This is a genomic window from Pseudomonas sp. UBA2684 (assembly GCA_002354655.1).
Classification (GTDB): Bacteria; Pseudomonadota; Gammaproteobacteria; order Pseudomonadales; family Pseudomonadaceae; genus Aquipseudomonas.
In genome coordinates, this window is sequence record DELY01000007.1 from 16010 (window position 1) to 40723 (window position 24714).

The 24714-nt window shown below is 59.9% G+C and carries 24 protein-coding genes; 23 read left to right on the forward strand and 1 reads right to left on the reverse strand.

Annotated elements, in window-relative coordinates:
• Positions 1–16: 16 nt before the first annotated feature.
• Complete coding sequence (gene flgA / locus B3M58_RS03470; protein WP_296217173.1) at positions 17–775, reverse strand: flagellar basal body P-ring formation chaperone FlgA; 759 nt, start codon at positions 773–775, stop codon at positions 17–19.
• 76 nt (positions 776–851) lie between these two features.
• Here flgA and B3M58_RS03475 point away from each other — a divergent pair, with 76 nt between their 5' ends.
• The 23 genes from B3M58_RS03475 to fliE all read left to right on the forward strand — a co-directional run bounded on the left by B3M58_RS03475 (position 852) and on the right by fliE (position 24710).
• Positions 852–1787, forward strand: a complete 936-nt coding sequence (locus tag B3M58_RS03475; RefSeq protein ID WP_296217174.1) for a chemotaxis protein CheV — start codon at positions 852–854, stop codon at positions 1785–1787.
• Positions 1788–1955: 168 nt separating this feature from the next.
• Positions 1956–2783: a protein-glutamate O-methyltransferase CheR gene (gene cheR / locus B3M58_RS03480; RefSeq protein WP_296217175.1), complete on the forward strand. Its 828-nt coding sequence runs from the start codon at positions 1956–1958 to the stop codon at positions 2781–2783.
• Positions 2784–3033: 250 nt separating this feature from the next.
• Positions 3034–3441, forward strand: coding sequence for a flagellar basal body rod protein FlgB (flgB, locus tag B3M58_RS03485; RefSeq protein ID WP_296217176.1), 408 nt, complete (start codon positions 3034–3036; stop codon positions 3439–3441).
• Between the two features lie 14 nt (positions 3442–3455).
• Positions 3456–3899 carry a flagellar basal body rod protein FlgC gene (flgC, locus tag B3M58_RS03490; RefSeq protein ID WP_296217177.1) on the forward strand — a complete coding sequence of 148 codons (444 nt, stop codon included), beginning with the start codon at positions 3456–3458 and terminating at the stop codon, positions 3897–3899.
• Positions 3900–3919: 20 nt separating this feature from the next.
• The gene (gene flgD / locus B3M58_RS03495) at positions 3920–4594 is read left to right on the forward strand and encodes a flagellar hook assembly protein FlgD (protein ID WP_296217178.1); all 675 of its coding nucleotides are present in this window, start codon (positions 3920–3922) and stop codon (positions 4592–4594) included.
• Between the two features lie 44 nt (positions 4595–4638).
• Positions 4639–6066, forward strand: a complete 1428-nt coding sequence (locus B3M58_RS03500; RefSeq protein ID WP_296217179.1) for a flagellar hook protein FlgE — start codon at positions 4639–4641, stop codon at positions 6064–6066.
• A 206-nt stretch (positions 6067–6272) separates the two neighbouring features.
• On the forward strand, positions 6273–7013 hold the full coding sequence (locus B3M58_RS03505; protein WP_296217180.1) for a flagellar basal body rod protein FlgF: 741 nt from the start codon (positions 6273–6275) through the stop codon (positions 7011–7013).
• 46 nt (positions 7014–7059) lie between these two features.
• Positions 7060–7845, forward strand: a complete 786-nt coding sequence (flgG, locus tag B3M58_RS03510) for a flagellar basal-body rod protein FlgG (protein ID WP_296217181.1) — start codon at positions 7060–7062, stop codon at positions 7843–7845.
• 61 nt (positions 7846–7906) lie between these two features.
• Positions 7907–8602 carry a flagellar basal body L-ring protein FlgH gene (flgH, locus tag B3M58_RS03515; RefSeq protein ID WP_296217182.1) on the forward strand — a complete coding sequence of 232 codons (696 nt, stop codon included), beginning with the start codon at positions 7907–7909 and terminating at the stop codon, positions 8600–8602.
• Positions 8603–8685: 83 nt separating this feature from the next.
• Positions 8686–9783: a flagellar basal body P-ring protein FlgI gene (locus B3M58_RS03520; protein ID WP_296217225.1), complete on the forward strand. Its 1098-nt coding sequence runs from the start codon at positions 8686–8688 to the stop codon at positions 9781–9783.
• Positions 9784–9796: 13 nt separating this feature from the next.
• The gene (gene flgJ, locus B3M58_RS03525) at positions 9797–10972 is read left to right on the forward strand and encodes a flagellar assembly peptidoglycan hydrolase FlgJ (protein WP_296217183.1); all 1176 of its coding nucleotides are present in this window, start codon (positions 9797–9799) and stop codon (positions 10970–10972) included.
• A 9-nt stretch (positions 10973–10981) separates the two neighbouring features.
• Positions 10982–13000, forward strand: a complete 2019-nt coding sequence (gene flgK, locus B3M58_RS03530) for a flagellar hook-associated protein FlgK (RefSeq protein WP_296217184.1) — start codon at positions 10982–10984, stop codon at positions 12998–13000.
• Positions 13001–13116: 116 nt separating this feature from the next.
• Positions 13117–14364, forward strand: a complete 1248-nt coding sequence (gene flgL, locus B3M58_RS03535; RefSeq protein WP_296217185.1) for a flagellar hook-associated protein FlgL — start codon at positions 13117–13119, stop codon at positions 14362–14364.
• Between the two features lie 554 nt (positions 14365–14918).
• Positions 14919–16385, forward strand: coding sequence for a flagellin (locus B3M58_RS03540; protein WP_296217186.1), 1467 nt, complete (start codon positions 14919–14921; stop codon positions 16383–16385).
• An 81-nt stretch (positions 16386–16466) separates the two neighbouring features.
• Positions 16467–16856, forward strand: a complete 390-nt coding sequence (locus B3M58_RS03545; RefSeq protein ID WP_296217187.1) for a flagellar protein FlaG — start codon at positions 16467–16469, stop codon at positions 16854–16856.
• A gap of 67 nt (positions 16857–16923) precedes the next feature.
• Positions 16924–18318 carry a flagellar filament capping protein FliD gene (gene fliD / locus B3M58_RS03550; RefSeq protein WP_296217188.1) on the forward strand — a complete coding sequence of 465 codons (1395 nt, stop codon included), beginning with the start codon at positions 16924–16926 and terminating at the stop codon, positions 18316–18318.
• 3 nt (positions 18319–18321) lie between these two features.
• On the forward strand, positions 18322–18708 hold the full coding sequence (gene fliS, locus B3M58_RS03555; RefSeq protein WP_296217189.1) for a flagellar export chaperone FliS: 387 nt from the start codon (positions 18322–18324) through the stop codon (positions 18706–18708).
• Between the two features lie 150 nt (positions 18709–18858).
• Positions 18859–19239, forward strand: coding sequence for a flagellar export chaperone FliS (fliS, locus tag B3M58_RS03560; protein WP_296217190.1), 381 nt, complete (start codon positions 18859–18861; stop codon positions 19237–19239).
• Positions 19240–19266: 27 nt separating this feature from the next.
• Positions 19267–19563 (forward strand): flagellar protein FliT, encoded by a 297-nt coding sequence (locus B3M58_RS03565; protein ID WP_296217191.1) that lies wholly within the window; start codon positions 19267–19269, stop codon positions 19561–19563.
• 257 nt (positions 19564–19820) lie between these two features.
• On the forward strand, positions 19821–21296 hold the full coding sequence (locus B3M58_RS03570; RefSeq protein WP_296217192.1) for a sigma-54 dependent transcriptional regulator: 1476 nt from the start codon (positions 19821–19823) through the stop codon (positions 21294–21296).
• 182 nt (positions 21297–21478) lie between these two features.
• On the forward strand, positions 21479–22693 hold the full coding sequence (locus B3M58_RS03575) for a sensor histidine kinase (RefSeq protein WP_296217193.1): 1215 nt from the start codon (positions 21479–21481) through the stop codon (positions 22691–22693).
• A 4-nt stretch (positions 22694–22697) separates the two neighbouring features.
• On the forward strand, positions 22698–24101 hold the full coding sequence (gene fleR / locus B3M58_RS03580; protein WP_296217194.1) for a sigma-54-dependent response regulator transcription factor FleR: 1404 nt from the start codon (positions 22698–22700) through the stop codon (positions 24099–24101).
• Positions 24102–24380: 279 nt separating this feature from the next.
• Positions 24381–24710 carry a flagellar hook-basal body complex protein FliE gene (gene fliE / locus B3M58_RS03585; RefSeq protein ID WP_296217195.1) on the forward strand — a complete coding sequence of 110 codons (330 nt, stop codon included), beginning with the start codon at positions 24381–24383 and terminating at the stop codon, positions 24708–24710.
• Positions 24711–24714: the final 4 nt, after the last annotated feature.

Genomic DNA, 24714 nt, shown 5'->3' on the forward strand with positions numbered 1-24714 from the left:
CTAACAAGAATCATGCCTACATTGCCACTTCAACGTGCCCAGGACCAGTTATACGGGCTTTGACCACGCGTTGCGAACCGAGGTTGCGCACGCTGATCTGTGTGCCAAGAGCCCCGTCCGACAGGGCTTCGCCGGGCATGCGCACATTGATTGAACCGCTGCGCGCAGTGATCACTACCTGATCGCCCTTGCGGATGACTTCGGCCTGTTCGACATGCACTGGCGCCAGCACCTGATCCGGCAGCAGGGGGCGTGTCAATTTTTTGCCTACGGCTTGTTTCAGGGCGCTCAGGTAGCCTTGGTTGAGTAGGCCGACATCACGTTCCGCCAAGGCGATGTCCATTTCGCTTAATACGCTGTCACGCTTGAGCGGGCGCCTGGCTGTCACGACTTCGCGGTACAGGCGCACTTGCCCAGGCACGAAAACGGTCCAGGGCGAGGAGCCCTCACAACGCACGCGCATGGTCACGCGGCCAATCGGTTCGGCGGGGCTTTCCAAGGTGGTCGTCAATTCCTTGTCGCACAGCGGCAGGCGTAGCCGCGGATCGAGTCGATTGATTTGGATTTCATGCCGCCCTTGAATGCTGCTGCGCTGCAAATAGTCGCTAACCGCCTGCTCAAGAAAGCGTTGGGTAGCGCCGATAAGCTGTTCAGGCAAGGTTGCTGTGGCAGCTGCCAGGGGGCTATAGCCGAGCGCGAACAAAGCAGGTAAAACAGCCATGAATTGGCGGCTTTTTGCCAGCACGCGCCGAGAAGTTGTCGTTTTTGCATTCATGCCGAGTGAAAAGCAAGGCCCGTGCCGCCTGCTACGCTAAGCACAATGTGCGCTACTCAAACAAAGGAGTTTGAGCATGGCCGGAGTATTGGATTCGGTTAACCAGCGAACGCAGTTGGTTGGACAGAATCGTCTGGAGTTGCTGTTGTTTCGTCTCGATGGCAAGCAGCTGTACGGGATCAACGTGTTCAAGGTGAAAGAGGTGCTGCAATGCCCAAAGCTCACCATCATGCCCAAATCCAGCCCTGTGGTGCGTGGGGTCGCTAACATTCGCGGCGGCACTATTCCTATCCTGGATTTGTCCATGGCGACTGGCCGGGCGCCGCTTACCGATCTGAAAAACAGCTTCGTCATCATCACCGAGTACAACACCAAGGTGCAGGGTTTTCTGGTGCACTCGGTAGAGCGCATCGTCAACATGAACTGGGAAGAAATCCATCCGCCACCCAAGGGCACTGGGCGCGACCATTACCTCACGGCGGTGACGCGTCTGGATCAACAACTGGTGGAAATCATCGACGTGGAGAAAATCCTCGCCGAGGTGGCGCCAACCTCCGAGGTGATCTCGGTCGGGGTCGTCGATGTTGAAACCCAGGCTAAGGCGCTCAGCAAGCATGTATTGATTGTCGATGATTCCTCGGTAGCGCGTAAGCAGGTTGCCCGTTGTCTGCAAACCGTTGGTGTCGAGGTCACGGCGCTGAACGATGGTCGTCAGGCGTTGGAGTACCTGCGCAAGATGGCCGACGCCGGAAGGCATCCCGAGCAAGAGTTGCTGATGTTGATTTCCGATATCGAAATGCCGGAAATGGACGGATATACCCTGACCGCGGAAATTCGCAGCGACCCACGCATGCAGAAATTGCATATCCTCCTGCATACTTCGCTGTCTGGCGTGTTTAACCAGGCAATGGTCAAGAAAGTGGGTGCGAATGATTTTCTCGCCAAGTTCCGCCCGGACGATTTGGCATCGCGGGTGGTCGAGCGTATCAAGGCCGCGGATGGGGCTGCATGAGTGCGTGATGGGCCCGGCGATACGCTGTGTGCAGGCACATGAATGACGCGCAGCAGTGCTGCACCCGTTTTAACGCTGTATCACCGAGCGCAGAGCTTGCACACTGCCTGGGATGGGGGTTGAGGGGATATCTCTCGGCACAACACTATGATTGGCGAGGCCTCGTTAGTGTCTTCAGGTAATTTGGATTTCGAGCAGTTCCGGACTTTCCTGGAAAAAGCCTGCGGCATTCTATTGGGTACTAATAAGCAGTACCTGGTTTCCAGTCGGCTGAACAAGTTGATGGAGCAACACAGCATCAAGACCCTCGGCGAATTGGTGCAGCGCATGCAAACCCAGCCGCGCAGCGGGTTGCGCGAGTTGGTGGTGGATGCCATGACCACCAACGAAACGCTGTGGTTTCGTGACACCTATCCCTTCGAAGTGCTGAAGAACCGTGTGCTGCCCGAGCTGATCAAGGCCAGTCCCGGTCAGCGCTTGCGGATTTGGTCGGCGGCATGTTCCTCCGGTCAGGAGCCTTATTCCCTGTCGATGAGCATCGACGAGTTCGAGAAAACCAATATTGGCCAGCTCAAGGCCGGTTTGCAGATTGTTGCCACCGATCTTTCGCCGTCGATGCTGGCCAACTGCAAGTCCGGCGAATACGACAGCCTGGCCATGGGGCGGGGTCTGTCGCAGGAGCGCTTGCAGCGTTATTTCGAGCCGAAAGGGCCGGGCCGTTGGATGGTCAAGCCGGCGATCAAGAGCCGTGTCGAATTCCGCCCGTTGAACCTGCTGGACAGTTACGCCAGCCTTGGCAAGTTCGATATCGTGTTTTGCCGCAATGTGTTGATCTACTTCTCCGCCGAGGTGAAGAAAGACATCCTCACGCGCATGCATGCCATGTTGAAACCGGGTGGTTACCTGTTCCTTGGCGCGTCCGAGGCGCTCAATGGCCTGCCGGAGCATTACCAGATGGTGCAGTGCAGCCCTGGAATCATCTACAAGGTCAAATAGCCAGTCAGGCAGCGATCGAACCTAAAACGGGAGGCCAGTGGTCTCCCGTTTTCATTGGTGCGGCGGCAACCGGCTGAAGTGAATTGCCGCTTGGCCTGGCCGCAGGCGGAAAAGCCTTGCCGCTTTTCCTGATGAAGCGCTTCTATTTATTTTCAAGTTATTGATATTTAAGTAAAAAATTAAATGGCACGTACCTTGCTAAATGTCTTGCACGGAAAACAGGCAAGCCAAACGGCAAAGGTTCCTGACCATGAGCATCAGTTTCGATAGCGCACTCGGCATTCATGAAAAGGCACTGGGCTTTCGCTCCCAGCGTGCCGAGGTGCTGGCCAACAACATGGCCAACGCCGATACGCCCAATTACAAGGCGCGTGACCTGGACTTCGCCTCGGTGCTCGCCGAGCAAAGCGCCAAGGCTCAGCGTGGCACGGCCGGGCTGAATCGCACGGACAGCCGGCATATTGCTGCCGATGGCGTGGCCATGGGCGATGCCAGCTTGGCGTACCGCATTCCCTTTCATGCGTCGCTCGACCAGAACACCGTCGACCTGCAGATTGAGCAGGCCAGCTACGCGGAAAACGCGGTGAACTTCCAAGCCAGTTTCACTTTCCTCAACAGCAAGTTCAAAGGGCTGGTCAGCGCCCTGCGCGGCGATTAAAGGAGCCTGATGCCATGTCACTCGCCAGTGTCTTCAACATCGCCGGAACCGGCATGAGTGCCCAGAGCACTCGTCTGAACACGATTTCCAGCAACATCGCCAACGCCGAAACGGTCTCGTCGAGCGTCGACCAGACTTACCGTGCACGTCATCCGGTGTTTGCCACGATGTTCCAGCAGTCGCTGGAGGGGGGCAGCGGTTCGTTGTTCGCCGAGCAGAATGAAGCCGGTCGCGGCGTGCAGGTGCTCGGCATTGTCGAGGATCAAAGCAACCTGGTGCCACGTTACCAGCCGGATCATCCGGCAGCCGATGACAGCGGCTATGTGTATTACCCCAACGTCAATGTGGTCGAGGAAATGGCGGACATGATTTCTGCCAGCCGGGCTTTTCAGAGCAACGTTGAAATGATGAATACCGCCAAACAAATGTTGCAGCGCGTACTGACCCTCGGTCAGTAAGCCGTCATCGAGGGAAGCGCATGAGCATTACTAGCACCGGCGACGTCACCAGCTCGGCACTCGATCAATACCAGATCAAGAACGAGACGGGCGCCAGCAAAGAGCTGGGCAAGAACGAGTTTCTCAACTTGTTGGTGGCCCAATTGAATAACCAGAACCCGCTGGAGCCGCAAGGCAATGGCGAGTTTATCGCCCAGCTGGCGCAATTCAGCCAGGTTGAGGGTATCGAGAAATTGAACACCAGCATGAGCTCGTTGCTCTCGGGATATCAGTCATCCCAGGCGCTGCAGGCCTCGTCCCTGGTCGGGCGCAAGGTCATCGTGCCGACCGATAAGGCGGTGGTCGATACCAGCGAAAGCTTCAAGGCCAGCCTGGTGTTGCCGGCGACCAGCAGCAACGTCTACGTCAACGTCTACGACAGCGCAGGTTCGGTGGTCAGCCGGGTCAACATGGGCGAGCAGGCGGCCGGCAATGTCAGCTTCATCTGGGACGGCAAAGATGCCAGCGGCAAAGTCTTGCCGCCCGGCACCTACAAGTTCGAGGCGCAGGCGACCTACAACGGTGAAACCAAGGGGCTGTACACCATGCTCCCGGCCAACGTCGACAGCGTCACCCTGGGCGGCAGCGAGTTGATGCTCAACCTGGCGGGGCTCGGCAGTGTGCCGCTCTCTCAGGTGCAGGTCATTGGTCAGTAATCAACAGGCTTTAATCGCCGGCCGTGCCGGCAAAGGAGACTTCCATGGCGTTCAATATCGGTCTTAGCGGCCTGCGCGCGGCGACCAGCGACCTCAACGTGACCGGCAACAACATCGCCAACGCGGGGACGGCCGGCTTCAAGCAGTCGCGCGCCGAGTTTGCCGACGTCTATGCGGCATCGGTGCTGGGCTCTGGCAAGAACTCCCAGGGCAGCGGTGTGCTGCTCGGCGATGTGTCTCAGTTGCACAATCAGGGCAACATCAACTACACGCAGAATGCCCTGGATCTGGCGATCAACGGCAACGGCTTTTTCCAGACCAGCAACAACGGCGAAGTCAGCTACACCCGTGCCGGGTATTTCGGTACTGACCGCGATGGTTTTATGGTGAATAACTTCGGTTATCGCTTGCAGGGTTACGCGGTGGATGCCAATAACAACCTGCAAAATGGCGTGATCAGCGACCTGCGCATCGAAACGGCCAGCCAGGCGCCGCGGGCGACTACCGAGCTGAGCCAGACGTTCAACCTGAACTCGAGCAATACGGTGCCGACCGCCTGGCAGGGGGCTTACGATAACTCGATTGCCGGTGCTGTCGATCCACTCAACCCCACGGCCGCGGAAATCGCGGCTGCCGAGGCGGCAGCCAATGCCACCTTCGATCCGGCGGACCCGACCAGCTACAACTCGTCGACCTCGACCAACGTCTACGACACCCAGGGCAATGCTCACGTGTTGACGCAGTATTTCGTCAAGACCGGGGCCAACAACTGGCAGATGAATGTGTTGATCGACGGCCGCAACCCGGCCGATCCGACTTCTACAGTGCCGTATTCGATGGCGGTGGGCTTTACCGCCAGCGGTCAGTTGAATACCGCCAGCCTGGTTTCCGGCAACTATGACGGCGCCGGTGCCGCCGACTTCACCGTCGATCCCGCCACCGGGCGGTTCACCCTGGACGGCTGGGTGCCAGCGGCAGCCGATGACTCGGTCCCGCCGGTGTGGTCGGGCAACGGTGCGAATGCCAATGCCACCGGGATTCAGGTCGATCTGCGCAGCTCCACGCAGTTCTCCAGCTCGTTTGCGGTGAATAGCGTCAGCCAGGACGGTTACACCACCGGCCAACTGGCCGGTCTGGAAATCGACGATAGCGGGGTGATTTTCGCCCGCTACACCAACGGGCAGTCGAATGTGCAGGGGCAGGTGATTCTGGCCAACTTTGCCAACGTGCAGGGGCTGACGCCGGTGGGTAAGACTGCCTGGGTGCAGTCCTTCGAATCCGGCGAGCCGGTAGTGGGGACGCCGCGCAGCGGCACGCTCGGTGCGTTGCAGGCAGGCGCCCTGGAGGATTCCAACGTCGAGTTGTCCGATCAGTTGGTCAACCTGATCGTGGCGCAGCGCAACTACCAGGCCAATGCCAAAACCATCGAGACCGAAAGCGCGGTGACCCAGACCATCATCAACCTGCGTTGATGGTGCGGCGGCGGCAGGGGCAAGAGCCGTTGCCGTCAGCGGCAATGGTTCGCCGGCTGGTGTTTAAAAGGCTCCCTCGGGAGCCTTTTTTGTATTTTAAAATCCTTATAAATCATAATCTTATTGTTATTTTTCGAGGCTGGCACGGCGCTTGCTGAATAGCTTGTATAGAGCAGCGGGCGGCAAGCCCACCTCGGAGAGTAACCATGGACAAGATGCTGTACGTCTCCATGACTGGAGCCCACCACAACAGCCTGGCGCAGAGTGCCCACGCCAACAACTTGGCGAATATCTCGACCAGCGGCTTTCGCCGTGATTTCGAGCAGGCGCGTTCGATGCAGGTGTTTGGCGACAGTTATCCGGCGCGGGTATACGCCCTAAGCGAGCGCCCTGGTACCGACTTCACCCCAGGCTCGTTGCAGGAAACCGGCCGCGACTTGGATGTGGCCATCGGCGGGCGCGGTTGGCTGGCGGTGCAGGCCGCGGATGGCAGCGAAGCCTACGTGCGCACGGCCAGCCTGAATGTCGATGCCCTGGGTGTGTTGCGCACCGGCAACGGCTTGCCGGTGATGGGCAATGCCGGGCCGATTGCCGTGCCGCCAGAGCAGAAAATCGAGATCGGCCAGGACGGCACCATCAGCATTCGTGCCCTCGGCGAGGCGCCGAACGTGCTGGCGGAAGTCGATCGGCTGAAGCTGGTCAACCCCGACCTCAAGCAGATGGAGAAGGGCACCGACGGCCTGATTCGCTTCAAGGGCCAGCAGCCGTTGCTGGCTGACGCCACGGTGCAGGTGACCTCGGGGTTTCTTGAGTCGAGCAATGTCAATGCGGTGGAAGAGATGACGGCGATTCTCTCCCTGTCCCGTCAATTCGAACTGCAAGTGAAGATGATGCGTACTGCCGAAGACAACGCGACCGCCATGGCGCGTGTTTTGCAGATGAGCTAATTACCAGCACGCGGCGCCGTGAAAACGACGCCCGAGGAGAATAAATATGCTTCCGGCACTGTGGGTCAGCAAAACCGGTTTGTCCGCTCAGGACATGAACCTGACCACCATTTCCAACAACCTGGCCAACGTCTCGACCACCGGCTTCAAGCGCGATCGCGCCGAGTTCGAAGACCTGCTGTACCAGATCCGTCGTCAACCCGGCGGTCAGTCCAGCCAGGACAGCCAACTGCCGTCTGGCTTGCAGCTGGGTACCGGGGTGCGCGTGGTCGGCACGCAGAAGATCTTCACCGCCGGCAGCCTGCAAACCACCGAGCAGCCGCTGGACATGGCGATCAACGGCCGTGGCTTCTTCCAGGTGCTGATGCCCGATGGCACGGTGTCTTACACCCGCGATGGCAGCTTTCACCTGAACTCCGATGGTCAGGTCGTTACCTCGCAGGGCTTCGCCCTGGAGCCGGCCATCGTGCTGCCGAACGAAGTGCGTACCTTTACCGTCGGCGAAGACGGCACCGTGTCGGTGACCACTGCCGGTAACCCGCAACCGCAGATCGTCGGCAACCTGCAGACCGCCGATTTCATCAACCCGGCGGGCCTGGAAGCGATCGGCAACAACCTGTTTCTGGAAACCGCCTCCAGCGGTGCGCCGCAGGTCGGCACGCCGGGCCTCAACGGCTTGGGCACTACCCTGCAGAACACCCTGGAAAATTCCAACGTCAGCGTGGTCGAGGAGTTGGTGAACATGATCACCACCCAGCGCGCGTACGAGATGAACTCGAAAGTCATCTCCACCGCCGACCAGATGCTGGCCTTCGTCACACAGAACCTTTAATGCCTGAGGCGGGGCGCTAGCCCAGCCTTGGTGTGCAATACAACGCCGTGAGGTAGTGGTTATGAACCGGCTGATACTTGTGATTTCGATGCTTGGCGTGGCCGCCCTGAGCGGCTGCGTATCGCCGCCACCGAAGCCGAACGACCCCTATTACGCGCCGGTTTTGCCGCGCACGCCGCTGCCGGCTGCGCAGAACAACGGTTCGATCTACCAGGCCGGTTTCGAGAACAACCTGTTCGACGACCGCAAGGCCTACCGGGTTGGCGACATCATCACCATCACCCTCAACGAGCGCACCCAGGCCAGCAAGAATGCCGGCTCGCAGATCCAGAAGGACAGTTCCGCGAATATCGGTCTGACCTCCCTGTTCGGCGGCGCAGTGTCGGCGGCCAATCCGTTCTCCGACAATACCTTGTCATTGGGCGCCGAGTATGACGCCAGCCGCGATACGCAAGGCGACAGCCAGGCCGATCAGAGCAACAGCCTGTCCGGCTCGATCACCGTGACCGTGGCCGAGGTCTTGCCCAACGGCATTCTCTCGGTGCGCGGCGAGAAGTGGATGACCCTCAACACCGGCGATGAGCTGGTGCGCATCGCCGGCCTGGTTCGCGCCGATGATGTGGCGACGGACAACACCGTGCCTTCGACGCGTATCGCCGATGCGCGCATTACCTACTCGGGCACCGGCGCCTTCGCCGATGCCAGTCAGCCAGGTTGGTTGGATCGTTTCTTCATCAGCCCGCTGTGGCCGTTTTGAACAGGGTTACGCCGATGATGACCGTAGCAATGGGCCATGCCCGTGAAAACGCCTGGGTGGCGCGTGGCAAGCGGATTTCGCGCATGGCCCGTTCCGGCGCCGTGCTGCTGTGCGTGCTGCTGTGCCTGCCGGCTCAGGCTGCGCGGCTCAAGGACCTGGCCAGTATCCAAGGCGTGCGCAGTAACCAGTTGATCGGTTACGGCCTGGTGGTCGGCCTCAATGGCAGCGGCGACCAGACCACGCAAACGCCGTTCACCGTGCAGACCTTCAACAACATGATGGCGCAGTTCGGCATCAAGGTGCCGCAGGGCGGCAACGTGCAGCTGAAGAACGTTGCCGCGGTATCGATCCACGCCGATCTGCCGGCGTTCGCCAAGCCAGGGCAAACCATCGATATCACCATTTCTTCGATCGGTAACGCCAAGAGCCTGCGCGGCGGCAGCCTGCTGATGGCGCCGCTGAAAGGTATCGACGGCAACGTCTACGCGATTGCCCAGGGCAACCTAGTGGTCGGTGGCTTCGATGCCGAAGGTGGCGATGGCTCGCGGATCACCGTCAACGTGCCTTCGGCCGGACGCATTCCCGGTGGCGCCACGGTCGAGCGGCCGGTGCCCAGCGGTTTCGATCAGGGCAACACACTGACCCTTAACCTCAATCGCCCGGATTTCACCACGGCGAAGAACATCGTCGACCAGATCAATGACCTGCTTGGCCCGGGCGTGGCGCAAGCTCTCGACGGTGGCTCGGTGCGTGTCAGCGCGCCGCTCGATCCCAATCAGCGGGTGGATTACCTGTCGATTCTGGAAAACCTCGAAGTCGAGGTCGGTCAGGCGGTGGCCAAGATCATTATCAACTCGCGTACCGGCACCATCGTGATTGGCCAGAACGTGCGGGTGCAGCCTGCCGCAGTGACCCACGGCAGCCTCACGGTAACCATTACCGAAGACCCGATTGTCAGCCAGCCGGAAGCCTTGTCTGGCGGGCAAACGGCCGTGGTACCGCGCTCGCGGGTGAATGCCGAAGAAGAAGCCAAACCGATGTTTAAGTTTGGTCCCGGCACCACCCTGGATGAAATCGTCCGCGCGGTGAACCAGGTGGGCGCTTCGCCTTCCGACCTGATGGCCATCCTGGAGGCGCTCAAGCAAGCCGGCGCTCTGCAGGCTGACCTGATCGTGATCTGAGGAGACTGCGGCGATGGATTCTCGACTCTCGGCCGGCCTGCTCGGTGGCGGCAACAGCCCGCTGGACAGCGGCGCCTTCACCGACCTGAATCGCCTCAACCAGTTCAAGGTCGGCGGCGACAACGAAAGTAACATCCGCAAGGTGGCTCAGGAGTTCGAGTCGCTGTTTCTCAATGAAATGCTCAAAGCCATGCGCTCGGCCAACGAAGCGTTCGGCGAAGGCAACTTCATGAACAGCAACGAGAGCAAGACCTACCAGGACATGTACGACCAGCAGCTGTCGGTGACCCTGTCGAATAACCAGAACGGCATCGGCCTGGCGGATGTGCTGGTGCGGCAGATGTCGAAAATCAAGGAGGCCAGCGACCGGCCGAACCCGTTTGCCCAGGTCGATCAACCCGTGCCGAGCGCGCCGAGCAAACCCCTGGCCAAGGTCGACGGCAGTCGCGATGACTCGACCTTGATCAATCAGCGTCGCTTGTCATTGCCGGGCAAACTGACCGACCGCCTGTTGGCTGGCATCGTGCCGGCGGCCGGCGCGGTGGATGGCCAGCCGTTGGCGCAGAACGATTGGATTCCCGCCAGAGCATTCGCCGCGCCCAACGACAAGGGCTTGAGCCTGACCGGCAGCGATGCGATCACCGGCCGTCGCCTGGCCCAGCCGCCACTGGCGCCGGGCAAAGCGGCATTTGGCTCGAAGGACGAGTTTATTGCCGCCATGCTGCCGATGGCCGAGCAGGCGGCCGAGAAGATTGGTGTCGATGCCCGCTACCTGGTGGCTCAGGCCGCGCTGGAAACCGGTTGGGGCAAGTCGATCATTCGCCAGCAGGACGGCTCCAGCAGTCACAACCTGTTTGGCATCAAGACCCACAACAGCTGGGGCGGTGAGTCGGCACGGGTGCTGACCACCGAATACCAGGGCGGCAAGGCGGTGAAAGAAGCCGCGTCGTTCCGCGCCTACGACTCGTACGCCCAGAGCTTCGAAGATTACGTGAGCTTTTTGCAGGGTAACGGCCGTTACCAGAAGGCGCTGAGCGCGACCGAGAACCCCGAGCAGTTCGCCCGTGAGTTGCAGAAGGCCGGCTACGCCACCGACCCGAACTACGCCCGCAAAGTGGCGCAGATCGCCCGGCAGATGCAGACCTACCAGGCCGTGGCTGCCGCCGACAGCCCCACCACAAGGACTTGAGGCTGAACCATGGCTGACCTACTGAATATTGGCCTGTCCGGATTGTCCGCGAACAAGACCTCGCTGGCGGTGACCGGGCACAACATCACCAACGTCAACACGCCGGGGTTTTCTCGGCAGGACACCGTGCAGGTCACGCGTAATCCACAGTTCAGCGGTGCCGGCTATATTGGCTCGGGCACCACCCTGACGGATGTCCGCCGCAGCTACAGCGAGTTCCTGACCACTCAGGTGCGCAGCAGTACCGCCCTCAGCGCCGATGTCGAGGCTTACAGAAGCCAGATCGAACAGCTCGATTCGTTGCTGGCCGGCTCCACCACCGGCATCACGCCCTCGTTGCAGAAATTTTTCTCCGCGTTGCAGACCGCCGCCGAAGACCCGGCCAACATTCCCGCACGGCAACTGGTGCTGTCCGAGGCGGAGGGCCTGGCCAAACGTTTTAATACGGTTTCCGATCGGATCAACGAGCAGAACCAGTTCATCAATAAGCAGATGGTGGCCGTCAGCGATCAGATCAACCGCCTGGCCACCTCGATCGCCAGCTATAACGAGGCCATCGCCGTTGCCGCGTCCAACGGCCAGCAGCCCAACGACCTGCTCGATGCGCGCGAAGAGGCGATCCGCCAGCTGTCCACCTATGTCGGCGTGACGGTCGTCGCGCAGGATGACAGCTCGCTCAACCTGTTTGTCGGCTCCGGTCAGCCGCTGGTGGTAGGCAGCACCACCAGCCGCCTGGAAGTCGGGCCAGGGCAGGGCGACCCGACGCGTTTTGAAGTGAGCTTCGTCAGCGGCGGCTCGCGCCAAGGCATCACCTCCCTGCTTACCGGTGGCGAGTTGGGCGGGCTGATCCGCTACCGCGCCGAGTCCTTGGATCCGACCCTCAACTCGCTCGGTCGACTGGCTTTGGCGGTCAGCGATCAGGTCAATACTCAGCTCGGCGAGGGGCTGGACTTGAAAGGGCTGGTGGGCACCGCGTTGTTCGGTGACTTCAACGATGCGGCACAGGCAGCGCTGCGGGTGCGAGCTTTCACGAGCAATACCAGTAACGTCCAGCCGGCGCTGAACATCACCAATAGTAGTGTGCTGAGCACTAGCGACTATCAAATCGAATATGACGGTAGCCAGTACACCGCGCGTCGTTTGAGCGATGGTGCGGCGTTGACTCTGGCGCCTAATCCACCAGGCGCTTACCCAGCCACGCTGGCCTTCACCGATGCCGCCGGTAAGGATCAAGGCTTTGAGTTGCTGATCGATTCGGCGCCTGCCGTGGGCGACAAGTTTCTGCTGCAGCCCACCCGGCGCGGTGCTGGCAGTATCACGGCGGTACTGGATCAGCCCGACCAATTGGCTTTTGCCGCGCCGGTCAGGGCAGAGGCAGCGTTGCAGAACAGTGGTAACGGCTCGATTGCCCAGCCCGATTTGATCGCGGCCGGCGCCAGCCCTATCGATAGCGCTGCCATTGCGGCGGCCCTGCCGGTGGCGTTGATTTATGACGGCGCTGGCGCTTTTGAAAACCCGCCGGGCACCCCGGTCGCCGGCTTGGTCCGGGTTCCCGCCGGGGCATTCGTGCCGGGCCAGCTGAATACCTATGAGTTGGACCTGGGCGGGGGCAACGTGGTGAGTTTTACCCTCAGCGGTCGCCCGGAAAATACCGATAGCTTCACCCTGGACTTCAACACCAATGGCGTATCGGATAACCGCAATGGCCTCAAGCTGGTTGATCTGCAAACCAAGGCCACTGTGGGGATTGACCCGAATTCACCGGCCACCACTGGGGTCAATTTTTCCGATGGCTATGGCGATCTGGTTGAACGCGTCGGCACCCTGACGGCCCAGGCCCGGCAGGACAGCGAAGCGACGGGGGCCATCCTCAAGCAGGCCACGGATAACCGCGACTCGCTGTCGGCAGTCAATCTCGACGAAGAAGCGGCCAACCTGATCAAATTCGAGCAGTACTACAACGCCTCGGCGCAGGTCATTCAAGTTGCGCGCTCGTTGTTCGATACCCTGATCAGCACATTCAGATAAGTCCGCACTGCAATGCAGGCGCCAGCACAGAACAATCCCTTCTCCTCCGGGAAAGGATTAGGGTCAGGGGTTGCTGAGAAGCAGCCAGGCCCGAGATTGCAACAAGAGGCTCAACTATGCGCATCTCCACCATCCAAGCCTTCAACAACGGCGTCCAGGGTCTGCAGCGCAACTATGCCAATGTCACCCGCACCCAGGAGCAAATCAGCACCGGCAATCGCATCCTCACCCCGGCCGACGATCCGGTGGCGTCGGTGCGCCTGTTGCAACTGGAGCAACAGCAGAATGTGCTGACCCAGTACAAGGACAACCTCACCGCGGCGAACAATAGCCTGACCCAGGAGGAAGTCACCCTCAACTCGGTCAACACCATCCTCCAGCGTGTGCGCGAACTGGCCGTGCAGGCCGGTAATGGTGCGCTCAGTGCTGCCGACCGTCAGTCCATCGGTGCCGAGTTGGGCGAGCGCGAGAACGAGTTGCTTAGCCTGATGAATACCCGCAATGCCCGTGGCGAATACCTGTTCGCCGGTTTTCAGGGCAAGACCCAGCCCTTCGTGCGCCAGGCCGATGGCAGCTACAGCTACGAAGGCGACGAGGGGCAGCGCAAATTGCAGGTGGCCAGCTCGCTGGATCTGGCGATCAGCGACAGCGGCAAGAAGATATTCGAGAACATCACCAATGCCGGGCGCCTTGACAGCGTGTTGGATATCAGTGCGGCGCCGGGCTCCACTCTGAGCATGTCCGCACCGCTGGTGCAGGACGAAGTGGCCTTTTCCGGAACTCCTCCGTTCCCAGCAGCAGGCGTGGAAATCGTCTTCGGCAATCCCGATGCCGGTAGCTACGAGGTGTTCGAGATCGGAGTCACGGCACCGGCGCCGGTGCTGGCCAGCGGTAGCCTCGACGATCAGCCGGATAGCAGCGACCAATTGATCTTTCGCGGCGTGACCCTGCACTTCGACGGCATTCCGCTGGGCGGTGAGCGTGTCACGCTCACCGTCGATCCGACGCGGCAGAAGCAAGGCGTTCTGTCGACCATCGCTAACCTGCGTACGGCTCTGGAAAATCCGGCCACTGGCTCGCAGGTTCGCGATGCGGTGGCGGTGGCCCTGACCAACCTCGATCACGGCATGACCACGGTGGACGGTGTGCGCGGCGAAATCGGCGCGCGGCTGAATATCATCGAATCGACCCAGACCGACAACGAAGACGTCAGTCTGGTCAACAAGTCCGTGCAGGCCGATTTGCGCGAGCTGGATTACGCCGAAGCGTTATCGCGCTTGTCGTTCCAGACCATCGTGCTGGAGGCGGCGCAGCAGAGCTATGTAAAGATCGCCGGGCTCAATTTGTTCAACCAGTTGCGCTGAGGGCTCGGCGTTTAGTGCCCTTCAAGGCGGGCCGGGCCGCCGTTTGATCGCCCTGCTGGAGCAGCCCGCAACCCGTAGGTGTCTCGCGTCGCCGGCAGCGGGCCATGGTTTGTCGGCGCGGCACACAGACTCGTAGGATGGGTTAGCCGCCACAGCGCTTCGATCAAGTCAGTTTTTTGCGTGCGGCGTAACCCATCATGGGCGGCGCACCGGCTGACGCCCTGTTGGGTTACGCGGCGGTTGAAGACTGGATTTGATTCGGGATAGAGGCCCGCCTCAGGCTACGCCCCCCGACCCAATCTACGGACTAATCCACCCGAATATCCGCCGAAAACCTGGCAAAATCATCTAGATGACACGCCTGGCCGAGCTAACCGCTTGTTGCTCCTGAAGAAAAAATTTCCGCCGGATATGGCAAAAAACCCCTAAAGCATCCCTGGTTAGCGCCGATAAAGACTACGAATGCGAAGTAACTGGGTGCCTGAGCAAGGCAACCGCCCAAACGCTCGCAACACCCGGCTACCTTAAGTACCAGCCCATTGGAGGCAAACACCATGGCCCTTACTGTCAACACCAACATTGCGTCCCTCAACACCCAGCGCAACCTGGGTGCATCTTCCAATGCGCTGGCGACTTCCCTGCAGCGTCTGTCCACCGGTTCTCGTATCAATAGCGCCAAGGACGATGCCGCGGGTCTGCAAATTTCCAATCGCCTGACCAGTCAAATCAACGGTCTGGGTGTGGCGGTGCGTAACGCCAACGACGGCATCTCCCTAGCGCAAACCGCTGAAGGAGCTTTGCAGCAGTCCACCAATATTCTGCAGCGTATGCGCGATCTGTCCTTGCAGTCGGCCAACGATTCCAATAGTGCTACCGATCGTGCATCCCTGCAGAAAGAAGTCACTGAGCTGAAGAACGAGCTAACCCGTATCGCCGACACCACCAGTTTTGGTGGTCGTAAGTTGTTGGACGGCAGCTTCGGTACTGCGCAGTTCCAGGTCGGTGCGAACGCCAACGAAACCATCAGCGTCAGCTTGAGCAACGCCAACGCCACCAATCTGGGGGCCAACCGCACCTTGACCGCCGGCTTGTCTGCCGGTGCTTCAACTGAGACGGCCGGTACGGCAACGTCACTTGTTGCGGCGCAAACCCTGACCATCACCGGCGGAACCGGCACAGCCACCGCTGCTGTAGGTGCGGGAGACTCATCCAAGGCGATTGTCGCAGCCGTTAATGCACAGACTGCCAACACGGGTGTCAGCGCCAGTGCCATCACCCGTGCCCAAGTCGGTGGTTTTACTACAGGCACCAGCAGTTTCAACCTGAACGGTCAGGCGATTTCGGTCAACGTTTCGAACGCCTCGGATCTTTCCGGGTTGGCCTCGAAAATCAATGAGTTCGCCTCGACCACTGGTGTGACTGCAGTGTCCAACGGCAATAGCCTGGATCTGGTTGCGGTCGATGGCTCGAACATTGCCATTGAAGGTTATACAAACAACACGGCTGCCGCCCAGACCATCACTGTTCAAGGTCGCAACACCGACAACACCGCCAACTTCGGTGCTCTGAGAACGCTGACTGAAGGTGGTACTAACTCTACCGTTGTGCAAGGCGAGATCACGTTCAACTCGTCGGGTAGCCACACTGTTGGCTCTGACGATGCCACTAACAGTCTGTTGGTCGCGCAAACTAACACCAGCACGCTGGCCAGCGTGAATGCTATCAACGTAGGTACTCGTGAAGGCGCCAACAGTGCGATCTCGGTCATCGACGGTGCTCTGGCCTCAATCGATAACCAGCGTTCTGCTCTCGGTGCCGTGCAGAACCGCTTTGAGAACACCATCTCTAACCTGCAAAACATTGGTGAAAACGTTTCCGCCGCCCGTGGCCGTATCCAGGACACCGACTTCGCTGCCGAAACCGCGAATCTGAGCAAAAACCAGATTCTGCAGCAGGCCGGCACCGCGATCCTGGCTCAGGCCAACCAGTTGCCGCAGGCGGTGCTCAGCCTCCTGCAGTAAGCTCAATAGCAGGTCTGCGTTAGACTGCGGGGGGAAGTGCACAGCACTTCTCCCCGTTTTGCCTAGTGAGAGGTAATAACGATGGACGTAGGAATTAACAATGCACTGTCGGCGGTGACGGCAGGGAGCAAGTCGCGGGCGGTATCGGTTGCGTCGTCTGCCGTTTTGCAGCCCGCTGCATCGCTCTCGGTCGAGTCAGCTAGCGTTACCCAGGCGGCCGAAAAAATTGACCCTGCAAAAGAGCCTGGCAGGGAGCCGGTCGAGCAGGCGATAGCTTCCATTCAGGGCTTTGTGCAGGCGATTCGTCGCGAGCTAAGCTTCGATCTGGACGATTCCTCGGGGCGGGTGGTCGTCAAGGTGACCGACGCGGTGTCGGGGGATGTGATTCGACAGATCCCCTCGGAAGATGCGCTGAAATTGGCTGAGAATCTGCAAGAAGTACGTAGCCTGCTATTCAAGGCAGAAGCGTAAGCGGCATGATTTTTGATAGTTCTTGTTTTTCACACACGAGCGTCAAGCCCATGACGAGGTGGTCAACATGATAACCGGTATTGGTTCCGGCATTGATATCGACAGCATCGTTGGCGCGTTGGTCAATGCGGAAAAGGCGCCCAAAGAGGCGCAACTGGCGCGCCTGGAGAAAGCGTCCACTACCAAATTTTCCGCGCTTGGCCAACTCAAGGGGGCGTTGAGCGAATTCCAGACCGCCATGAAGGATCTCAACAGCCTGGCGCTGTTTGAGAAGCGTACGGCAACCTCCTCCAATACCAGTGCGCTGACGGCGTCAGCTAGCAAGACCGCGTTGGCCGGTAGTTACCAGTTGACGGTCGAGCGCCTGGCCAGCAGTAGCAAGGTGGCCACGGCTGCACTGGCCAGCGATTTCTCGGCTTCTGCGGACGGCAAACTGACCGTTAAGCTCGGCACTGCCGACGTCGGCGTCGAGGTCGACATTGCTACTGACGACACGTTGGTAAACATCCGCGACAAGCTCAATACTGCCCTGGCCGATAAGGGCATTACGGCCAATATCGTCAACAACCCGTCCGACGGTAAGTCGCGCCTGGTACTGACTGCCAAGGACACCGGTACCGGTAAGGATATCTCTATCGAAACTGCCGATCCGGCCCTGGCTGCGTTGGCTGTCGATGGCGGCAGCCAGTCGTTGGGCGACGGCGCCGGTTATCTGCAGCAGGCGGCGGATGCCGAGTTCACTATCGACGGCCTGCCGCTGAAAAGCCCGAGCAACACCGTCGAGGGTGCTATTCCCGACGTGACCTTTTCCCTGCTCGGGAAAACCGAGGCGGACAAGCCGTTGACCGTGACTGTGGGCCAGGATAAATCTGGAGTCACGGCCAATATCAAGAAGTTTGTCGATGCCTATAACAAACTGATTGCCACAACCAGCCAACTGACCAATGTCACTCAGGTTGGCGAGGGTAAAGCGCCAGTGGTCGGCGGTCTGGTAGGCGATGCGACAGTGCGTAACCTGCTCAGCGGAATGCGCAACGAGTTGGTTAACCCTTCCGACCAAGGGGGGGTGCGTGTGCTGGCCGACCTGGGTATTTCTACTCAGAAAGACGGCACCCTGAAGATTGATGACGACAAGCTGAAGATCGCGCTAGAAGACAATTTCGATGCTGTCGGCACCTTCTTCACTGGCGATAACGGTTTGATGAGCCGGGTAGATAAGCGCATCGGCGGCTTTATTCAGGCCGGTGGAGTGCTTGAGCAGCGAATGACTGGCTTGCAGTCCACCCTCACCGACATCGACACACAGCGTGAAACCCTGGCCCGCCGTGTCGAGATGATGCAGACCCGCCTGTTTGCCCAGTTCAATGCGATGGATGCATTGGTGGGGCAGTTGAATCAGACCAGCGAGCGGCTGACTCAATCGCTGGCCAATCTGCCAGGCTTCGTGAGAAAGGATAAATAACCTGTGAACAGCCCGATCAATACCTACAAAACCGTCAAGATCAGTCAGGACGTCAGCCCTTATCGAGCGGTGCACTTGTTGCTCGATGGTGCGCTGGAGCGTATTTCCCTGGCGCTGCACGCCCAGCAACAAGGTAGCCCCGCTGTGCGCGGCGAAGCTGTGGGCAGCACTCTGTCCATCATCGGCATTCTCCAAGGCAGCCTGGATAAACAGCTTGGAGGCGAGCTGGCGGAAAATCTGGACTCGTTATACGACTACATGACCCGGCGTCTGGCTGGCGTGGCACTGGACAAAACTCCGCAGAGCCTGGAAGAGGTACAGGGCTTGCTGGTACAGATACGCGATGCCTGGGTCGCTATCGGCCCTGAAGTCGAGCCAGTCGCTACCTGAGTCTATTCGCGGCGCGCCTGGAAAGTCGCTTATCAGTTACTGTTTAACGATTTAAATCAATCAGTTGAGTTATTTACTAGTAGGTCTAAAGCTGCCGCCGGCACTGCCGATACATGAAGTATTCCCGCACTACATTGGAGTACATGCAGCATGAACGCGATGGCAGCAATGCGGCAGTATCAATCCGTCAACACCCAGGCCCAGGCTGTGGATGCCAGCCCGCATCGGTTGATCCAGATGCTGATGGAAGGTGGCCTCACGCGTATCGCCCAGGCACGTGGCGCCATGGAACGCGAGCAGACGGCGATGAAGGGCGAGCTGATCGGCAAGGCCATCGGTATCATCGGCGGCCTGCGTGCAGGCCTGGACTTGCAGCAGGGCGGCGAGTTGGCGGCCAATCTGGATAGCCTTTATGAGTACATGGTTTCCCGTTTGCTTGAGGCCAATGTGAACAATGACGGCGAGCCGCTCGATGAGGTAGCGGAGCTGTTGCGCAATGTGAAGTCCGGTTGGGACGCGATCAGTCAGTAATGCGTTTAGGCGTTTAGGAGCATGTTCATGAGTTCATCTGTCCAGCGTCTGCAAGAGACCGGCAGTGCCCTGCGTACTGCTCTGGTGACCCAGGATTGGGCGGCTATCGGCGAGCTCGATTTGCAGTGCCGGCAAGCGGTCGATGAAGCCATGGTCGAAGTCGTGCATGACGAAGATGTACTGCGTGCACGCATGCAGGAATTGATGGATCTCTACCGTGAATTGGTCAGTGTGTGCCAAGCGGAACAGCAGCGTTTGGCCGGTGAGCTGGTGCAATTGAATCAAGCTCAGCATGGCGCCAAGGTCTATCAGCTGTTTGGCTGACGGTTTGTTCGGGGTGCTGGTTGTTACGCTTGTAAACCTGCTTCCAGCGTTTCGTTTCTGTGCTTTTTTGCCTGCAACGGGCAAATCTCTCGTGTTCTCAAACAGCCATTTAGGCTGTCTGTCGGGTAAAGCAAAAAAAGCACGCCATAAAATTGACTGCATCCAAAAAATTGACTTTACTAGTGGCCAATTGCTGGCGTTACCGTGTATTTGACGGTGTGCGTTTTCTTTCACTCCCAGGATCAGATCAAAACAATATGTGGCGTGAAACCAAAATCCTACTGATTGACGATAACAGTGAGCGCCGTCGCGAGTTGGCGGTCATTCTGAATTTCCTGGGGGAAGAGCATCTCGCTTGTGGCAGCCTCGATTGGCGCGAAGCGGTTACCCAGTTGGCATCCAGTCGCGATGTGCTGAGCGTCATGCTCGGCGATGTCAGTGCCAAAGGTGGAGCCTTGGAGTTGCTCAAGCAGGTGGCTACGTGGGATGAGTTTTTACCCGTGTTGCTGATCGATGAGCCTGTGCCCGCGGAGTGGCCGGAAGAGCTGCGCCGCCGGGTATTGGTCAGCCTGGAAATGCCGCCCAGCTATAACAAGTTGCTCGACTCCCTGCACCGCGCCCAGGTTTACCGCGAGATGTACGACCAGGCCCGCGAGCGTGGCCGGCAGCGCGAGACCAACCTGTTTCGCAGCCTGGTTGGTACCAGTCGGGCGATTCAGCAAGTTCGGCAGATGATGCAGCAGGTTGCCGATACCGAAGCCAGCGTATTGATTTTGGGCGAGTCGGGTACGGGTAAAGAGGTGGTGGCGCGCAACCTGCACTATCACTCCAAGCGTCGTGAAGCGCCGTTTGTGCCGGTTAACTGCGGCGCGATTCCCGCGGAGTTGCTGGAAAGCGAACTGTTCGGCCATGAGAAGGGCGCGTTCACCGGGGCGATTACCAGTCGCGCCGGGCGCTTCGAGCTGGCTAACGGCGGCACCCTGTTCCTCGATGAAATTGGCGATATGCCGCTGCCGATGCAGGTCAAACTGCTGCGGGTTTTGCAGGAGCGCACCTTCGAGCGAGTGGGCAGCAACAAGACGCAAAGCGCCGATGTGCGGATCATCGCGGCAACCCATAAAAACCTCGAGAAGATGATCGAGGAGGGCAGCTTCCGCGAGGATCTCTACTATCGCTTGAATGTGTTCCCGATTGAGATGGCGCCGCTGCGCGAGCGTATCGAGGACATTCCGTTGCTGATGAACGAATTGATCTCGCGCATGGAGTTCGAGAAGCGCGGTTCGATCCGTTTCAATTCGGCGGCGATCATGTCGCTCTGCCGGCATGACTGGGCAGGCAACGTGCGCGAGCTGGCCAACCTGGTCGAGCGCATGGCGATCATGCACCCCTATGGCGTGATTGGCGTGGGCGAGTTGCCGAAGAAGTTCCGGCATGTTGACGATGAGGACGAGCAACTGGCGGCCAGCTTGCGCAATGAGCTGGAGGAGCGAGCGGCTGTCGTCGCCGGTTTGCCGGGCCTGGATTCGCCGGCCATGTTGCCGCCCGAAGGGCTGGATTTGAAGGACTACCTGGGCAATCTCGAACAAGGGCTGATTCAGCAGGCGTTGGATGATGCCAGTGGCGTGGTGGCACGTGCCGCGGAGCGTTTGCGTATTCGTCGCACCACCCTGGTGGAGAAAATGCGCAAATACGGCATGAGTCGTCGCGACGAAGAAGGGCAGTACGACGACTGATCTTGTGTGGTTATACAGTCAGCGGCTTGGCGCTGACGGGGTCAATAGAGCCGAAGGTTTGACACAGCCTTCGGCTTTATTTTTTAAGTTGTTGAAAAGTAAGTAGTAATTTTTAGGCACGGGTATTGCTATCTCTCGGTTAACTGACTGTCTTATGACGGCTCGCTGCGCGAGAGAGAACGATGAATCCCAACGCTCGACTAGCTGACACCCCTGAATCGCCCCCTGCCACTCCCATTGAGCAGGCCAGTCGCGCCAGTCTGGAGCAGGCGTTTACCCTGTTTAACCAGATGTCGACCCAGCTCAGCGAGTCTTACAGCATGCTGGAGGCGCGCGTCGCTGAGCTGAAAGGTCAGTTGGCGTTGGTCAGCGCCCAGCGCATGCAGGAGCTGGCAGAGAAGGAGCGCTTGGCGCACCGCCTGCAGAGTCTGCTGGATCTGCTGCCGGGCGGGGTGATTGTCATCGACGGTCAAGGCGTGGTGCGTGAGGCCAATCCAGTGGCGCGCAACCTGCTCGGTCAACCCTTGGCCGGCATGCTCTGGCGCGAGGTGATTGCGCGCAATTTCGCCCCGCGCGAAGACGATGGCCACGAAATCTCCTTAAAAGACGGGCGTCGTCTATCCATCGCCACCCGCTCACTGCGTGGCGAGCCGGGGCAGCTTGTGCTTTTGACAGACCTGACAGAAACCCGGCGCTTGCAGGATCAGCTGTCGCGTCATGAACGCTTGTCGGCCTTGGGGCGGATGGTCGCTTCCCTGGCCCACCAAATTCGGACACCACTTTCCGCCGCCTTGCTGTATGCCAGCCATTTGACCGAGCAGGTGCTGCCGGCCGAGCAGCAGCAGCGCTTTGCCGGGCGTTTGAAGGAGCGCCTGCATGAGCTGGAGCATCAAGTGCGCGACATGCTGATCTTCGCGCGTGGCGAATTGCCGTTGCCGGATCGCTTGACGCCCAAGGCGTTGTTCGATGCCCTGCGTTCGGCGGGTGAGCCGCACGTCATGGACATGGCGGTGCGTTGGCAGTGCGACAGTCGTGACGGTGAGTTGCTGTGCAATCGCGACACCCTGGTCGGTAGCGTGCTCAACCTGGTCGAAAACGCCATTCAGGCGGCTGGGCGCGAGGCGCGCTTGAAAATTCACCTGTACCAGCGCGGCACTTCGCTGCGCTTGTGTATCAGCGATAACGGTCCCGGCATCGATGGCGTCACCCTGGCGCGCCTCGGCGAGCCTTTCTTTACCACCAAAACCACCGGCACTGGCTTAGGGCTGGCGGTGGTCAAGGCCGTGGCGCGCGCTCATCAAGGCGAGCTGCAACTGCACTCGCGCGCCGGTCGAGGCACATGCGCCTTGTTGATCCTGCCGCTGATTCCTGCGGCACAACCGTTGATTCAGGAGTAACCCCGTGGCTGCCAAAGTCCTGCTGGTCGAAGACGACCGCGCCCTGCGCGAAGCCCTGGCCGATACCCTGTCGCTCGGGGGGCATGCTTACCGGGCGGTGGATTGTGCCGAGGCGGCGCTGCTGGCGATTGCCCAAGAGCCGTTTGGCTTGGTGGTCAGCGACGTGAACATGCCGGGCATGGACGGCCACCAGCTTCTGGCGCTGATTCGTGAGCGCCAGCCGCAATTGCCGGTGTTATTGATGACGGCGTATGGGGCGGTCGAGCGTGCGGTGGATGCGATGCGCCAGGGCGCGGTGGATTACCTGGTCAAGCCGTTCGAGCCGAAAGCCCTGCTGACATTGGTCGACCGTCATGCGCTTGGGCGTTTGACTAGCGGCGAACAGGACGGCCCAGTGGCGCTGGATGCGGCCAGTGTGCAGTTGCTGGAGTTGGCCGCGCGGGTCGCGCAGAGCGATTCCACGGTGTTGATCACGGGGGAGTCGGGGACCGGTAAGGAAGTGCTGGCGCGCTATATCCACCAGCAGTCGCCGCGCGCGACCAAACCCTTTATCGCGATCAACTGTGCGGCGATTCCCGACAACATGCTCGAGGCCACGTTGTTCGGCCACGAGAAGGGGGCCTTTACCGGTGCGATTGCCAGTGCGCCGGGCAAGTTCGAGCTGGCCGATGGCGGCACTATCCTGCTCGATGAAATATCCGAGATGCCGTTGGGCTTGCAGGCCAAGCTGCTCCGTGTCTTGCAGGAACGCGAGGTGGAGCGGGTTGGCGCGCGCAAGCCGATCAGCCTGGACATTCGCGTGCTGGCCACCAGTAACCGCGACCTGGCGGGCGAAGTGGCGGCCGGGCGTTTTCGCGAAGACCTCTACTATCGCCTGTCGGTGTTTCCATTGGCCTGGCGGCCGTTGCGCGAACGCCCGGCGGATATCGTGCCGTTGGCCGAGCGGTTGCTGGCCAAGTACGTCAAAAAAATGAATCACGCGCCGATTCGTCTGTCGCCACAGGCGCAGGCGAGCCTACTGGGCCACGCCTGGCCCGGTAACGTGCGTGAGTTGGATAACGCCATTCAGCGTGCGTTGATCTTGCAGCAGGGCGGTTTGATCCAGCCGCAGGATCTGTGTCTGACCACGCCCATCGGCTTTGCCCCTGTCACGCCAGCGCAGCCCCAGCTGGCTGTGGTGCCGACGAGTGCGCCGCTGGCGTCTGAGTCGGCGGCGGAAGCCGGCGCCCTGGGTGATGACCTGCGACGGCACGAGTTTCAGATGATCATCGACACCCTGCGCGCCGAGCGTGGTCGGCGCAAAGAGGCGGCCGAGCGTCTGGGCATCAGCCCGCGCACCCTGCGTTACAAGCTGGCGCAGATGCGCGATGCCGGCATGGATGTGGAAGCCTATCTGTACGCCAGCTAGCGCTGGCAGCGGCAAGTTTCGTAGGGTGGGTTGGCGGCGCGGTACGCCGGCCGACAACCCGAACGCGATCATGGCGCATAACCCACCCAGTGATCGACCGCGTTGCGCCGATGGTGGGTTACGCCGCGTCCCTTGTGTCGTGATGCCGGGTAATGGCTGCATGCGGCTAACTCACCCTACGGTTCTTATTTGCCGGGCCCGCTACCTGGCACCCTTGTTGCAAATACCTCAGCAAAGCACCGCGCAGCGTCAAAAAACTGCGGTCAGTGGAGGAAGGTCATGAGCCAGGGTATTGAATTCAATCGCCTGATGTTGGAAATGCGATCCATGCAGGCCGAGGCAATGGCGCGGCAGAAGCCGGTTGTCAGCGCCCCGGAACCGGGGATGCCGAGTTTCTCGGACATGCTCGGGCAGGCGGTGAACAAAGTCAGCGAAACCCAGCAGGCCTCCAGTCAACTGGCCACGGCCTTTGAAATGGGTAAAAGCGGCGTAGACCTGACCGACGTGATGATCGCCTCGCAGAAAGCCAGCGTGTCTATGCAGGCCATGACCCAGGTGCGCAACAAGCTGGTCCAGGCGTATCAAGACATCATGCAGATGCCGGTTTAAAGGT

Coding starts and splice junctions, on each gene's coding strand:
- fliE (WP_296217195.1), top strand. CDS start 24,381: ATGAGCCAGGGTATTGAATTCAATCGCCTGATGTTGGAAATGCGATCC.
- B3M58_RS03475 (WP_296217174.1), top strand. CDS start 852: ATGGCCGGAGTATTGGATTCGGTTAACCAGCGAACGCAGTTGGTTGGA.
- B3M58_RS03565 (WP_296217191.1), top strand. CDS start 19,267: ATGAGTTCATCTGTCCAGCGTCTGCAAGAGACCGGCAGTGCCCTGCGT.
- B3M58_RS03570 (WP_296217192.1), top strand. CDS start 19,821: ATGTGGCGTGAAACCAAAATCCTACTGATTGACGATAACAGTGAGCGC.
- flgH (WP_296217182.1), top strand. CDS start 7,907: ATGAACCGGCTGATACTTGTGATTTCGATGCTTGGCGTGGCCGCCCTG.
- B3M58_RS03545 (WP_296217187.1), top strand. CDS start 16,467: ATGGACGTAGGAATTAACAATGCACTGTCGGCGGTGACGGCAGGGAGC.
- flgG (WP_296217181.1), top strand. CDS start 7,060: ATGCTTCCGGCACTGTGGGTCAGCAAAACCGGTTTGTCCGCTCAGGAC.
- flgB (WP_296217176.1), top strand. CDS start 3,034: ATGAGCATCAGTTTCGATAGCGCACTCGGCATTCATGAAAAGGCACTG.
- flgC (WP_296217177.1), top strand. CDS start 3,456: ATGTCACTCGCCAGTGTCTTCAACATCGCCGGAACCGGCATGAGTGCC.
- B3M58_RS03500 (WP_296217179.1), top strand. CDS start 4,639: ATGGCGTTCAATATCGGTCTTAGCGGCCTGCGCGCGGCGACCAGCGAC.
- B3M58_RS03575 (WP_296217193.1), top strand. CDS start 21,479: ATGAATCCCAACGCTCGACTAGCTGACACCCCTGAATCGCCCCCTGCC.
- B3M58_RS03540 (WP_296217186.1), top strand. CDS start 14,919: ATGGCCCTTACTGTCAACACCAACATTGCGTCCCTCAACACCCAGCGC.
- B3M58_RS03520 (WP_296217225.1), top strand. CDS start 8,686: ATGGCCCGTTCCGGCGCCGTGCTGCTGTGCGTGCTGCTGTGCCTGCCG.
- flgD (WP_296217178.1), top strand. CDS start 3,920: ATGAGCATTACTAGCACCGGCGACGTCACCAGCTCGGCACTCGATCAA.
- fliD (WP_296217188.1), top strand. CDS start 16,924: ATGATAACCGGTATTGGTTCCGGCATTGATATCGACAGCATCGTTGGC.
- flgL (WP_296217185.1), top strand. CDS start 13,117: ATGCGCATCTCCACCATCCAAGCCTTCAACAACGGCGTCCAGGGTCTG.
- flgK (WP_296217184.1), top strand. CDS start 10,982: ATGGCTGACCTACTGAATATTGGCCTGTCCGGATTGTCCGCGAACAAG.
- flgA (WP_296217173.1), bottom strand. CDS start 775: ATGAATGCAAAAACGACAACTTCTCGGCGCGTGCTGGCAAAAAGCCGC.
- fliS (WP_296217190.1), top strand. CDS start 18,859: ATGAACGCGATGGCAGCAATGCGGCAGTATCAATCCGTCAACACCCAG.
- flgJ (WP_296217183.1), top strand. CDS start 9,797: ATGGATTCTCGACTCTCGGCCGGCCTGCTCGGTGGCGGCAACAGCCCG.
- B3M58_RS03505 (WP_296217180.1), top strand. CDS start 6,273: ATGGACAAGATGCTGTACGTCTCCATGACTGGAGCCCACCACAACAGC.